This window comes from Nesterenkonia suensis (genome assembly GCF_054782935.1).
In genome coordinates, this window is sequence record NZ_BAAGRN010000001.1 from 829,320 (window position 1) to 842,085 (window position 12,766).

The following is a 12,766-nucleotide window of genomic DNA, read 5'->3' on the forward strand; positions in this document are numbered from 1 at the left end:
GACGTCGCGTCAGCGGCGCTGAGTAGGCTGGGAGCATGCAGGCAGGCACGTCCCCACGGGGGACTCGACGACAGCGGGTCCTGGCGCACGTCGACATGGACGCCTACTTCGTCGAGGTCGAGCTTCTGGAGCGCCCGGAGCTGCGTGGGAGGAAGCTGATCGTGGCGCAGGACTCGGGCCGCTCCGTCGTGCTCTCCGCGTCCTATGAGGCGCGGGCCGACGGGGTGCGCTCGGCCATGCCGCTCGCCCGGGCGCGGCAGCTGAGTCCCCGCGCGCTCATCCTGCCGCCGCACCCTGCCCGATACCAGGAGTGGTCGCACCGGATCATGGAGTACTTCCGCACGGTGACCGACGCTGTGGAGCAGGTCAGTGTGGACGAGGCCTTCCTGGACCTCACCGGGGCCCGACGGCGTCTCGGCACCTCGGAGGAGATCGGGCGGACCATCCGCCGCCAGGTGCGCGAACGCTTCGGGCTGCCCTGCACTGTGGGCATCGCCGATCGCAAGTTCATCGCCAAGATCGCCTCCACTCGGGCCAAGCCCGACGGGCTGCTGGTCGTGTCGCCGACGGCGAGGCTCGAGTTCCTGCATGGCCTCCCGGTCCGGGCGCTCTGGGGCGTCGGCGGGAGCACCGCCGCCGCATTGGAGCAGCTGGGCATCACCACCGTGCGGCAGCTGGCGGAGACCTCCGAGGATCTGCTGCGTCGGCGCTTCGGTGTCAACGGACCGCATCTGCGCCGGCTGGCCTGGGGCGAGGACGAGCGCGAGGTGGAGTCTCGACGCGAGGAGAAGAGCATCGGGGCCGAGGAGACCTTCGCCCAGGACGTCTCGTCGACCGAGGTGCTCCACGAGGAGATCCTGCGTCTCAGTCATCGGATCGCGGCGCGGCTTCGGGCCGCCGGGGCGTCCGCCCAGGGAGTCAGTCTCAAGCTGCGCTACCGGGACTTCGAGACGCTGACTCGCAGTGCCACGCTGACGCATCCCACGCAGTCTGCCCTGACCCTCCGATCGCGTGCGGCCACGCTGCTGGATCGGCTCGGCCCGCGACCCCAGCCGGTCCGGCTGATCGGTGTCCGGGCTGAGCGCCTGCACCATGACGGCGGGGCGCTCCAGCTCAGCTTCGACCGGGCGGAGACGAACTGGATCGAGGCGGAGCACGCACTCGACGCCGTGGCTCGCCGCTTTCCCGGAGCGTCAGTGGGGCCAGCTTCCCTGCTGCGTCCGGAGGCGAATGCCCCAGAGGCGCCCGGCGCCGGGGGAGCCTCGGGGGGCGATGCCGACCCCGACGCCGGTGCGGGACACTGACACGGCACCCTGCTGCGCGGCCCAGTGCCTCCATCGCGGCCGCGGCCTCGTCCGACCTGGGGTGAAGCAACCCTTGACGAGAGCTGAACGTCGGGTCACAGCACAGTTACGGCAGGGGTCACAGCTAGGTCTCGGGCGCGTGGAGACGGTAGAATGAGATTCCAGGCGTACCAGCTTGGACCCTGTGCGAAGAAGGACGTCCAGGGAGAGCGACCGCCGGCGAACTGCAAGGAGCCTCACGATGCCACTCTCGGAGCGAGAACAGCGCATGCTGAAGGAACTGGAGGAGCAGCTCCAGTCCGAGGACCCGAGTTTCGCGACGTCGATGCAGGAAGCGCCGACCGGAAAAGTCAATGTCCGGAACCTCGTGCTCGGGCTCCTGGTCGCCGTGCTGGGGCTCGTCGTCCTGCTTTTCAGCATCTACAGCCAATGGATCCCGGTAGGGGTCGCCGGCTTCCTCATCATGGGTGCCGGAGTCTATTTCGCCACGACCGGCGGCACCGGTTCCGGGGCGAATCCCGGATCCGGCGGACACGGCGGCGGTGGTGGAGGTGGCGGCGGTCCCCACGGGACGTCACCGAGCCCCTCCGGCTCATTCATGAGCGGACTGGAGCAGCGTTGGGAAGAGCGGCGCCGTCAGGATTGAGCGGCCGACGGCCAGCGGGTGACCCGCCCTGACCGATCCGAGGCCTGCTGAAGCCCTCCTGGGAGATCTCCCAGGAGGGCTTCTTCGTGCCCGGGGGAGGATCACCTCGCGGCCCTCCACTGCCTACCACCGGGGTCCTCCACTTTCCACCACCGGGGTCCTCCACCTCTGACCACCGGGGCTCCTCCGGCCGATCCTGCGGCGTCAGGGGAGGGGCTCCCATGCCCCGGAGGCACTCCGTGCGGGGGAGTCCCACCACCAGTGCGCCTCGCGCCCTCCACTGTGCTCCACCGCATGAATCCCCAGGTCAGAGCCGCTCTTTGGGCTTCCCTCCGGGTGATGGGTGCGACGCCGGGAGGTATATGGGTTGAAAGTGGGGGAAAGTGGGGTAAAGTGGAGTGCGTCAGAGGGAAGAGGGTTCCTGGAGGGCGATTCAGCACGAACATGTGAGGCGGTGGGCGCTGTGTTCCTCGGCACCTACACCCCGCGCATGGACGACAAGGGTCGCCTGATCCTTCCCGCGAAGTATCGAGACGAACTGGCCGACGGCCTGGTTCTCACCCGCGGGCAGGAGCGGTGCATCTACGTGTTCAGCACGGAGGAGTTCCAGAACGTGCATCGGCAGATGCGCCAGGCGCCGCTGACCTCGCGACAGGCACGTGACTACATCCGCGTGTTCCTCTCCGGCGCCTCCGACGAGACGCCGGACAAGCAGGGCCGCATCACGATCCCGGCGGCGCTGCGGGACTACGCGGGGCTCGACCGTGAGGTCACGGTGATCGGCGCGGGAGACCGGGCTGAGATCTGGGACAGCGCGGCATGGAACGCCTACCTGGAGGAGAAGGAGTCGGAGTTCTCGTCGACGGACGAGGAAGCCATTCCCGGGCTCTTCTAGACGCGGCATCCTCAGGGGGTCACAGCGTGCGGCATGCCGTACGGAACCACGAACAGGCGAGAGGGTCCTTGGGCGAGTTCTCCAGCCGCTCCGAGTGCATCCTGACATCCCTTCCCCGGTGTCAGGCGGCACCGGCGCGGAGGGGGAGCTGGGTCAAGGATCCTCTCCGGCATCTGGAGGCGAACATGACTGAGCGGGCCCCCGCCGACCGACATGTGCCGGTGATGCGTGATCGCTGCGTCGAGCTGGTGCTCGGAGGTGCCGACGCCGTCCGCCAGGCAGGACGAGCTCCGGTGGTGATCGATGCCACCGTGGGGATGGGGGGCCACGCTGAGGCGATGCTCTCCGGCTCCGAGGACCTCCGCGTCATCGGGCTCGACCGAGACACTCAGGCGCTCGACCTGGCCGGCCGACGACTCGCTCCCTTCGGCGACCGGTTCCGCGGGGTCCGCACGGTCTATGACCGAGCGGACGCGGTCGCCCAGGAGCAGCTGGCCGCAGACGAGGTGCTGGCAGGGATCCTCTTCGACCTCGGCGTCTCCTCCCTGCAGCTCGACGAGGCCGAGCGGGGTTTCGCCTATTCCTACGACGCCCCGCTCGACATGCGCATGGACGCGGCCGCCGACTCCGACGATGAGACGGCCGCGGAGCTGCTGGCCCGAGTCTCCGAGTCTGAGCTGCGCCACCTGCTCAAGGAGTACGGGGAGGAGCGCTTCGCCGGGCGCATCGCGGCGCGTCTCGTCGCCCGTCGAGAGAGTGCGCCGTTCACCTCCACCGCGGACCTGGCCGCCGTCGTGGACCAGGCGGTTCCAGGAGCTGCCAAACGCACCGGCGGTCATCCCGCCAAGCGGACTTTCCAGGCGCTGCGCATCGCGGTGAATCGTGAGCTCGATGTCCTGGCCGACGCCGTGCCCCGAGCCATGGACGCGCTGGCCCCCGGTGGACGGATCGTCGTGCTGAGCTATCACTCGTTGGAGGACCGGCTGGTGAAACGGGCCATCACTGCGCGGACGAAGTCCTCCGCGCCCCCTGGGCTCCCCGTGGAGCTGGAGGAGCACCGGCCGACCTTCCGCGCCGTGACCCGCGGTGCGGAGATCCCGGACCAGCAGGAGATGGCGATCAACCCGCGAGCCGCCTCCGCGAAACTGCGATCAGCTGAGAAGATCGGTGCGAGGAGGATCACAGGATGAGCACACAGGCTGTTCCTGACGTGGAGCTGTCTCCGGCTCGCTCGACCGAGCAGGTGCAGGAGCCGCTCGGCCTCGCGGCACCGGCCCTGCGTGCGCTGCCCAAGGTGCGGCGTCGTCATCGGGGCCTCACCGCCGGAGTGATCGCGCTCATGGTGGCCGCCCTGGCCGTGGTCCTCGCCGTCAACATCCACGTCTCCAACACCCAGTACCGCGTGGTCGAACTCAGCGCTCAGCACCAGCAGCTCGTCCAGCAGAACCAGGCGCTCGAACAGCAGGTCCTCCATCTGCAGTCGCCTCAGGTGCTCTCTGACTCGGCGGTCTCCCTGGGCATGGTCATGCCCTCCGAGGCTGGAGCCTTCGCCCTTGCCACCGGTGAGGTCAGCGGCACCGCGGAGGCCGCGGAGTCGGGAGACCGGCCCTCGAGCTTCGTCACGACACCGGTGCAGCCCGGAGACGAGATGGCGCCGTCGTTGGAGGTCTCCGAGCAGGCCGGCAGCGCGCCCTCCGGGATGCTCGGCTCCGGCGCGTTGAACACCCTCACCCTGCCGGACCCGGGGCACAATGGACAGCAGACGCCGGAAGACTCTGCTGCCGAAAGCGGCCAGGGGTTCGGCCCTCAGCAGCTCAACGGCGGGACGATCCCCGCCCCCGGCCTCGACTGACGGCGGTCTGTCGTCCGGCCCTGTCGCGTCGGCGTCCGGATCGGACCGTCGACCGCCCCACAGACCTCGGAGGACCTCAGCATCGATGGTGACGCCGAACCAGAGCACGGACGACTTCCGGTCGCGCGAGGGGAAGATCGTCTCCCAGCGCATGCGGATCGGCCTCGCCGTCCTGATCGCCCTGCTGCTCGTGCTGGGGCTCCGGCTCTTCCACGTCCAAGGCCTCGACCCCTCCGGCCACGCTCAGGCGGCCGTCTCAGAGCGTCTGCGCAGTGTGCCGCTGCCTGCCGAGCGAGGGGACATCCTCGACGTCGAGGGGCGCACTCTGGCGACCAGCGTGCAGCGCTACGACCTGGTGGTCGACCAGCGCCTCGTGGACGACTTCCGGGTGCGGGACGAGGTCACCGGCCTGTGGACGACCATGCCGGTGGAGACGGCCATCGCCGACCTGGCGGAGATCCTCGACGCGGAGCCGATGGACCTTCAGGAGCGGATGATCGGGGACCGTCCCTATGCGGTGATCGCACGGTCGATCACCCCGGATGAGCGCCAGAGCGTGCTGGATCTCGACATTCCCGGGGTCTACGCGGAGCCGGTCTCCCAGCGCACCTACCCCTCCGGTGAGGTCGCCGGCTCCATCCTGGGCTTCGTCGGCTCAGACGGCACCCCGCTGGACGGCATCGAACTGGCCCAGGACGGCGCCCTGTCCGGGGTCGACGGCGAGCGGACGTTCGAGATCGCCGCCGACGGCGTCCGCATCCCCACCGCACCCTTCGAGGAGATCCCCGCCGAGGACGGACAGGACGTGCGGCTCACCGTGGACCAGGATCTGCAGTGGTTCGCGCAGGAGGCCATCGCGCAGAAGGCCAACGAGTACAGCGCAGCGTGGGGCAACGTCACCGTCATGGACGTCACCACCGGTCAGATCATGGCGATGGCGGACTCCGAGACGGTGGATCCCGCCGACCCGGGGGCCACCGACGAGCTGTTCCGCCGACCCATCGCCCTGACGCAGGATTTCGAGCCGGGCTCCACGGGCAAGGGTGTGACCTTCGCCATGGCGCTCGAGGAGGGGGCGGTCCTGCCGACGGATGCGTTCACCGTGCCGAACCGCCAGGAGTTCGACGGCCAGGTCATCAACGACTCGATGCGCCACGAGACGTTCGAGATGACCGCGGCCGGGATCTTCGCCCGGTCCTACAACACCGGCACGGTGATGATCGGCAATGAGCTCTCAGAGCAGGAGCGCTATGACTGGATGCGGCAGGTCGGCCTCGGTGAGGAGATCGACGTCGGCCTGACCTCCTCGGCCACCTCGGTGCTGCGTTCCCCGGAGGAATGGGACGCCCGCCAGCCCTTCACCACCCAGTTCGGCCAGGGCTACACCACCACGGTGCTGCACAACATCAGTCAGTTCCAGATCTTCGCCAACGACGGGGTGCGCGTCGCCCCGACGCTCATCGACGCCTACATCGACCCCGACGGGGTCGAGCACCCCGTCGAAGGAGACTCTGACCGGGTGTTCTCCTCAGAGACCTCTGAGGAGATGCTCAAGCTGCTGGAAGGCGTGGTGGACCATGGCACGGCCACTGGCGCGCAGATCCCCGGCTACCGCGTCGGTGGAAAGACCGGCACCGGTCAGGCCGCGGGCGAGAGCGGCGGGTTCGACGGACACACCACCTCCTTCATCGGGGTCGCGCCACTGGACGATCCCCAGTACCTGGTGGCCGTCACAGTCCACCGTCCGCAGGGCGAATGGCGCGACTGGACGGTCACCGACACCTTCTCCGATGTGATGTCCTATGTGCTGAGCACGCGGAACGTGCCGCCGTCCGGGGAGGAGTCCGAGTCCTATGACGCCTTCGTCGGAGACGATCAGGATCGGCCGTGGTGACCCCGCAGCGCGCCGTGCCGCGGCGGTCGGCACCGCCGCCGGCGGGAAGAATCTGGTCGGTGTCATGCAGATCGCATCCCGTCGGGACTCTCGGGGCGCTCCCGCCGTGATAGAACTTTCAACGGTTCAGCCCACCCGACCCATCCACCGGAACGAGAGATCCGATGCCCCCATCAGACGCCACGCTCTCCGTCGCGGAGCAGGACAGCGTGTTCAGGCCCCGGCAGGTGCACGGCACCACGGTGGGAGCCCTCGCCGAGGAGCTCCAGGCCGCCGGCCACGAACCGCTGCTGACGCCGGTGGGACAGCGCGAACATGAGACGCGGCTGACCGGAGCCGCCATGAACCCTCAGGCCGTGGGCCCGGGGGACCTGTTCGTGGCGGTCAGCGGTGCCAGGGCCCATGGTGCGGACTTCGCCCGGCAGGCGATCGACTCCGGCGCCGCCGCGGTGCTGACCGACGCCGCCGGAGTGGACCGAGTCCGGGCACAGGCGGGCTACCGGGTCCCCGTGCTGCAGGTCCACCGGGTCCGGGAGGCCGCCGGGCCGGCCGCGGCGGTCATCTATGGCAACACCCAAGCCTCTGCCCCTGCGCTGTTCGGGGTGACCGGCACCAACGGGAAGACCACCACCACCTATTTCCTGCGTTCCCTGCTCGAGGCGCTGCATGCTCCGCACGGCCGGCGCACCGGACTGATCGGCACCATCGAGATCAGTGCGGGTGGGGACACCATCCCCTCGCAGCTGACCACGCCCGAGGCGGTCCAGCTGCACAGCCTGATGGCGCTGTTCCGGGAGCGTGACGTCGCCGCGGCCGCGATGGAGGTCTCCTCCCATGCGATCAGCTATCGGCGCACGGCAGGGCTCTTCTACGACGTCGCGGGCTTCACGAACCTCACCCAGGACCACCTGGACCTGCACGGCTCGATGGAGGAGTACTTCACCGCGAAGGCGGAGCTGTTCACCCGGCGCCGCACCCGCACCTCCGTGATCACCGTGGACGACCCCTGGGGTCACCAGATGGCCTCGGTGGCGACCGGACGTGTGGTCACACTGGCCACCGCGGGGCAGGCCGCGGAGGTCGACTGGCAGGTGGTCGACGTCGAGCCCCACGGTCTGGGACACCGGTTCACCCTCCACCACGCGCGCAGCGGAGAGCGAATCCGCACTCGGACCGGTCTGCCGGGGCTCTTCAACGTGTCGAACGCCGCCCTGGCCGCCGTCATGGTCCTCGAGGCGCCGGAGGCGCCCTATGGTCGCCAGGAGGTCATCGCAGCCCTGGAGGACCGCGACCCCTTCACCATCAGCGTGCCGGGCCGCATGCAGGTCATCTGTGAGAGGCCCGCGGCCATCGTCGACTTCGCCCACAATCCGGATGCGATGATCCGCACCCTCGACGCCGCCGCCGCGTCGAAGGGCCAAGGGCGGATCATCCTGGTCATCGGTGCCGCCGGGGAGCGCGACCGGAGCAAGCGCCCGACCATGGGGGCGATCGCGGTCCGCATGGCTGACCATGTCATCATCAGCGATGATGATCCCCATGCCGAAGACCCGGTGCAGATCCGCGCGGAGGTCATGGCCGGCGCCCGTGAGGCTGTGGAGTCCGGCGGGCTGTCCACCGTGCTTCAGGAGGTGACTCCCCGTGCTGAGGCGATCGAGCGTGCCGTCGCCGCCGCCTCGGCGCAGGACACCATCATCCTGGCCGGGCGGGGCCACGAGGTCCATCAGGACTTCGCTGGGGAGCACCGTCCCATCGATGATCGGGTCGAGCTGCGTCAGGCCCTGCTGCGCCACGGGCATGTTCCGCTGGAGATCGAGGACACCACGGTCCTGGAGGACGCGCCCGAGCAGTCCGGAGACCACCGGTGAGGACCTGCACCACGACTGCACTGACCGCCATCACCCCACAGATCGGATCTGAGACAGCATGATCGAGCTCTCTGCGGCTGAGATCGCCGAGATCACCTCTGGCCGGCCGTCCGGCCTCGATGACCCGCGTGCGGTGGTCGTCTCCGCCGCGGAGACCGACTCTCGCGCCATGGAGCCCGGCTCCCTGTTCATCGCCAAGCCGGGTGAGATCACCGACGGCCACCTGTTCATCGACGCCGCCCTGGCTGCCGGCGCCACCCTGGTGCTGGCTGAACGGGAGACCGCCGATTCGGCAGGCAGGCCCCATCCCGCGGTCATCGTCGACGACGTGGTCGAGGCCATGGGGCACCTGGCCGCGGAGATCGTCGCCCGGATCAGAGCCCACTCGCCGACCACCGTCATCGGCATCACCGGGTCCGCCGGAAAGACCACCACCAAGGACCTGCTGCGTGCGGTCCTGGAGGCCGAGGGCCCCACAGTGGCGCCTCGAGGCTCCTACAACGGTGAGGTCGGAGTGCCGCTGACGGTCTTCACCGCCTCTTTGGACACCCGGTGGCTCGTGGTCGAGATGGGAGCGGACGGCCCCGGCAACATCCGCCATCTGGCGCAGATGGTGCGCCCCGATGTGGGCGTGGTCCTGATGGTCGGCTCCGCACATGCCGGCAAGTTCGGCGGTGCCGACCGAATCGCCGAGGTGAAGCAGGAGCTGGTCGAGGAGGTCGGCGCCGACGGCGTGGTCATCCTCAACGACGACGACCCACAGGTCCGGCGGATGGCCGACGTCGCCTCCGCTCCGGTCATCTGGTTCTCCGCGGACTCCATGGACGCCGTCGGGGACGCAGTCACCGCCAAGGAGGTCCGCCTCGATGAGGACGGCCACCCGAGACTCCTGCTGTCCTTCGGCGAAGAGATGCACGAGCTCACCAGCGGGCTCACCGGAACCCACCATGTGACGAACATCCTCGCCGCCGCGGCGGCGGCCCGGGCCGTTGGGGTCTCCGGCGAGCACGTCGTGGAGCGTCTGAGGGGACTGGGGCCGAGCAGCCGATGGCGCATGGAGCGCACGGAGCGGCCCGACGGGGTGACGGTGATCAACGACGCCTACAACGCCAACCCCGAGTCGATGCGCGAGGCGCTGCGGACCCTGGCCATGCTCACCCGGCCGACGAGCCGACGCTCGGTGGCGGTTCTGGGGCCGATGCTTGAGCTGGGAGAGGAGTCGATCCTCCGGCACACTCAGCTGGGCGAGACGGTCGTGCGGCTGAACATCGACCAGCTGCTCGTCGTCGGCGAGGAGGCCTACCCGCTCTATCGAGGCGCGGTGGCCGAGGGCAGCTGGGGCGACGAGGCGCATTGGGTCGCCACCGCCGAGGAGGCGGAGGCGCACCTGGAGGAGCAGCTGCGCAGCGGCGATGTCGTGTTGTTCAAGTCGTCGAACGGGGCAGGACTTAGACTGCTGGGAGACCGGATCGCTGCGAAGGGATCCGAGGACGTCGACGGTGGGAAGGCAGGTGCCTCGTGGTAGCAGTGGTGATCGGCTCGGTCCTGGGCCTGATCCTGACCCTCCTCGGCACTCCGCTCTTCATCCGGCTGCTGGTGAAGCGTGGCTACGGCCAGTTCATCCGCGACGACGGGCCCACCACCCATCACGTCAAACGTGGCACGCCGACGATGGGCGGTGCGGTCATCGTGCTCGTGGTGGTGGTCGCCTACTTCGCCACTCACCTGTTCCTGCTCGTGACACGGGATCAGACCTCCGGCCCCACCGCTTCAGGCATGCTCCTGCTGCTGCTCATGGTGGGCATGGGACTGGTGGGCTTCGCCGACGACTTCTCGAAGATCAGCAGGAAGCAGTCCCTGGGGCTGACCCCGTGGGCCAAGATCACCGGCCAAGGAGCGGTCGGCGTGCTCTTCGCCGTGCTCGCGCTGAACTTTCCTGATCCGCGGGGGATCACCCCTGGCTCCACGGCGATCTCCTTCGCCAGGGAGACCGCTGTGGACCTGGCCTTCGCCGGTCCGATCATGGGGCTGATCCTGTTCGTCGTCTGGGCCAACCTCATCGCCACCGCGACCACGAACGGGGTGAACCTCACCGACGGCCTCGACGGTCTCGCCACTGGAGCCACCGCGATGGTGACTGCGGCCTACACGATCATGTCCATCTGGCAGACGAACCAGTCCTGCGGGGCGCCCCGGGCGGTAGACTCGGTCTGCTACCTGGTGCGCGACCCCATGGACCTGGCGCTGCTGGCCGGCATCATCACCGGCGCGCTGATCGGATTCCTGTGGTGGAACACCTCACCGGCGAAGATCTTCATGGGGGACACCGGATCGTTGGCCCTGGGCGGGGCGCTGGCCGCCTTCGCCATCCTGAGCCACACGCAGCTGCTGTTCGTCATTCTGGGCGGGCTCTTCGTGCTGATCACGCTCTCGGTGATTCTCCAGGTGGGCTTCTTCAAGATCTCCGGCGGGCGCCGGGTGTTCCTGATGGCGCCGCTGCAGCACCATTTCGAACTCAAGGGATGGGCTGAGGTGACTGTGGTGGTGCGCTTCTGGATCATCGGTGCCCTGGCCGTGGGGCTGGGTCTTGCGGTGTTCTACGGCGAATGGGTGCTGACCCAGTGAGCGGAGCCCCGGACATCCACCACGGCTCGGAGCCCACCGAGTCGGGCCGACGCCCGCACGTGAGACCGGATCTGATCGGATGGGATGCGCCCTGGGAGGGGCTGCGGGTCGTGGTCACCGGTCTGGGCGTCTCCGGCTTCGCGGCCGCCGACACTCTCGCCGAGCTGGGTGCGCAGGTCGTCGTCGTCGACGGCGGCGACGGCGAGTCCCGGCGTCGGGACGCTGAGACCCTGGAGATCGTCGGCGTGACCCAGGTGCTGCTCGGTGCTGAGCACACGGAGACGCTTCCTCCGGTGGACGGCGCACCCGCCGATCTGGTCGTCACGTCCCCGGGCTGGCGTCCTGATGCGCCGCTCATCGTGGAGGCGGCGGAGCGGGGTGTGCCGGTCTGGTCCGAGGTGGAGCTGGCCTGGCGCCTCGGGGCGCGCCCAGGAGCCCGGACGCCTCGGTGGCTGGTGCTGACGGGCACCAACGGGAAGACCACCACGGTGGGCCTGCTGGAGTCGATGGTGCGCGCCGAGGGACTACGTGTGGCCGCGTGCGGAAACGTGGGCACTCCGGTGCTGGATGCGATCCGGGACCCGGAGGGGTTCGATGTGCTCGCGGTGGAGCTGTCGAGCTTCCAGCTCCATTACACGGAGCTGCTGGATCCTGTGGCCTCCCTGGTGCTGAACATCGCCTCCGACCACGTGGACTGGCACGGCGGGTTCGAGCAGTACTGCGCAGACAAGGCCCGGATCTATGAGAACACCCAGGTCGCCTGCGTCTACAACGTGGACGATCCGATCACCGAGCGGATGGTCGCCGCAGCCGACGTCCAGGAGGGCTGCCGGGCGATCGGCTTCACGACGTCGGCTCCCGGGCTGTCCATGGTCGGCCTGGTGGAGGACATCCTGGTGGACCGCGCCTTCGTGGCTGACCGCCAGCGGCAGGCGCTGGAGATCGGCGAGCTTGCCGACTTCGGAACGGCGGCCCCTCCGCATCTGGTGGCCAACGCCCTGGCGGCGGCCGCATTGGCGCGAGCCGCCGGAGTCGCTCCGGAGGCGGTGCGTGAAGGAATCCGGCGTCATGAGCCGGGAGAGCACCGGATCCAACCGGTGGCCAAGTCGCAGGACGTGTTGTGGGTCAACGACACGAAGGCGACGAACCCGCACGCCGCGTCGGCCTCGCTGAAGACCTTCTCTGACGTGGTCTGGATCGCCGGCGGCCTGCCGAAGGGCGTCGTCTACGATGAGCTAGTCGCCGAGGTGGCTCCCCGCCTCCGGCAGGTCATCCTGGTCGGCACGGACTCCTCCCAGCTGAGATCCAGCCTGGAGCGACACGCGCCCGGCGTGCCGGTGGTCGGCGGACGGGTGGGGGAGGATGGGGGCGACGGCCCGCTCTCCCCGCTGGAGCGGCGACTCCGCGGGCGTGACGGGGCCGATGCCATGCGCGCAGCGGTCGAGACGGCCGCTGAGCTGGCTGAGCGGGACCAGACGGTGCTGCTCGCCCCTGCGGCGGCGTCGATGGACCAGTTCGCCTCCTATGTGGCGCGCGGAGAGGCCTTCATCGAGGCCGTCGCGGCGCTGATGGAACGGCGCTCGGCCGCCGATCTCCACACGTCCCAGGAGGGCGGGCGGGCCGCCGAGGGTCGCGGGGAGTCAGGACAGGGGCGGTCTGCCGACCGCTGAGGAGATCACCAG

The 12,766-nt window shown here is 69.2% G+C and carries 10 protein-coding genes; all 10 read left to right on the forward strand.

Annotated features, from left to right (window positions below; all coding sequences use genetic code 11):
• Positions 1–35 precede the first annotated feature (35 nt).
• The 10 genes from dinB (at position 36) to murD (ending at position 12,754) form a co-directional block, all read left to right on the forward strand.
• The gene (dinB, locus tag ACYVKI_RS03585; protein ID WP_460688961.1) at positions 36–1,304 is read left to right on the forward strand and encodes a DNA polymerase IV; all 1,269 of its coding nucleotides are present in this window, start codon (positions 36–38) and stop codon (positions 1,302–1,304) included.
• A 241-nt stretch (positions 1,305–1,545) separates the two neighbouring features.
• Positions 1,546–1,950: a DUF3040 domain-containing protein gene (locus ACYVKI_RS03590; protein ID WP_460688962.1), complete on the forward strand. Its 405-nt coding sequence runs from the start codon at positions 1,546–1,548 to the stop codon at positions 1,948–1,950.
• Between the two features lie 463 nt (positions 1,951–2,413).
• Entirely contained in the window at positions 2,414–2,845 is a 432-nt protein-coding gene (gene mraZ / locus ACYVKI_RS03595) for a division/cell wall cluster transcriptional repressor MraZ (RefSeq protein ID WP_460689395.1), read from the forward strand.
• Positions 2,846–3,030: 185 nt separating this feature from the next.
• The gene (gene rsmH / locus ACYVKI_RS03600; RefSeq protein WP_460688963.1) at positions 3,031–4,035 is read left to right on the forward strand and encodes a 16S rRNA (cytosine(1402)-N(4))-methyltransferase RsmH; all 1,005 of its coding nucleotides are present in this window, start codon (positions 3,031–3,033) and stop codon (positions 4,033–4,035) included.
• Complete coding sequence (locus ACYVKI_RS03605; protein WP_460688964.1) at positions 4,032–4,697, forward strand: hypothetical protein; 666 nt, start codon at positions 4,032–4,034, stop codon at positions 4,695–4,697. The genes rsmH and ACYVKI_RS03605 overlap by 4 nt, the downstream gene beginning before the upstream one ends.
• A gap of 85 nt (positions 4,698–4,782) precedes the next feature.
• Positions 4,783–6,591 carry a peptidoglycan D,D-transpeptidase FtsI family protein gene (locus tag ACYVKI_RS03610; RefSeq protein ID WP_460688965.1) on the forward strand — a complete coding sequence of 603 codons (1,809 nt, stop codon included), beginning with the start codon at positions 4,783–4,785 and terminating at the stop codon, positions 6,589–6,591.
• Between the two features lie 164 nt (positions 6,592–6,755).
• Positions 6,756–8,459 (forward strand): Mur ligase family protein, encoded by a 1,704-nt coding sequence (locus ACYVKI_RS03615; protein WP_460688966.1) that lies wholly within the window; start codon positions 6,756–6,758, stop codon positions 8,457–8,459.
• 58 nt (positions 8,460–8,517) lie between these two features.
• Positions 8,518–9,984, forward strand: a complete 1,467-nt coding sequence (locus tag ACYVKI_RS03620) for a UDP-N-acetylmuramoyl-tripeptide--D-alanyl-D-alanine ligase (RefSeq protein ID WP_460688967.1) — start codon at positions 8,518–8,520, stop codon at positions 9,982–9,984.
• Positions 9,978–11,084: a phospho-N-acetylmuramoyl-pentapeptide-transferase gene (gene mraY, locus ACYVKI_RS03625; protein WP_460688968.1), complete on the forward strand. Its 1,107-nt coding sequence runs from the start codon at positions 9,978–9,980 to the stop codon at positions 11,082–11,084. Before ACYVKI_RS03620 ends, mraY begins: the two co-directional genes overlap by 7 nt.
• Positions 11,066–12,754, forward strand: coding sequence for a UDP-N-acetylmuramoyl-L-alanine--D-glutamate ligase (gene murD / locus ACYVKI_RS03630; RefSeq protein WP_460688969.1), 1,689 nt, complete (start codon positions 11,066–11,068; stop codon positions 12,752–12,754). Before mraY ends, murD begins: the two co-directional genes overlap by 19 nt.
• The last annotated feature ends 12 nt before the right edge of the window (positions 12,755–12,766 follow it).

Excerpts from the sequence above, each read along its gene's own strand:
- ACYVKI_RS03610 (WP_460688965.1), top strand. The coding sequence starts at position 4,783 with ATGGTGACGCCGAACCAGAGCACGGACGACTTCCGGTCGCGCGAGGGG.
- ACYVKI_RS03590 (WP_460688962.1), top strand. The coding sequence starts at position 1,546 with ATGCCACTCTCGGAGCGAGAACAGCGCATGCTGAAGGAACTGGAGGAG.
- rsmH (WP_460688963.1), top strand. The coding sequence starts at position 3,031 with ATGACTGAGCGGGCCCCCGCCGACCGACATGTGCCGGTGATGCGTGAT.
- ACYVKI_RS03615 (WP_460688966.1), top strand. The coding sequence starts at position 6,756 with ATGCCCCCATCAGACGCCACGCTCTCCGTCGCGGAGCAGGACAGCGTG.
- dinB (WP_460688961.1), top strand. The coding sequence starts at position 36 with ATGCAGGCAGGCACGTCCCCACGGGGGACTCGACGACAGCGGGTCCTG.
- ACYVKI_RS03605 (WP_460688964.1), top strand. The coding sequence starts at position 4,032 with ATGAGCACACAGGCTGTTCCTGACGTGGAGCTGTCTCCGGCTCGCTCG.
- murD (WP_460688969.1), top strand. The coding sequence starts at position 11,066 with ATGGGTGCTGACCCAGTGAGCGGAGCCCCGGACATCCACCACGGCTCG.
- ACYVKI_RS03620 (WP_460688967.1), top strand. The coding sequence starts at position 8,518 with ATGATCGAGCTCTCTGCGGCTGAGATCGCCGAGATCACCTCTGGCCGG.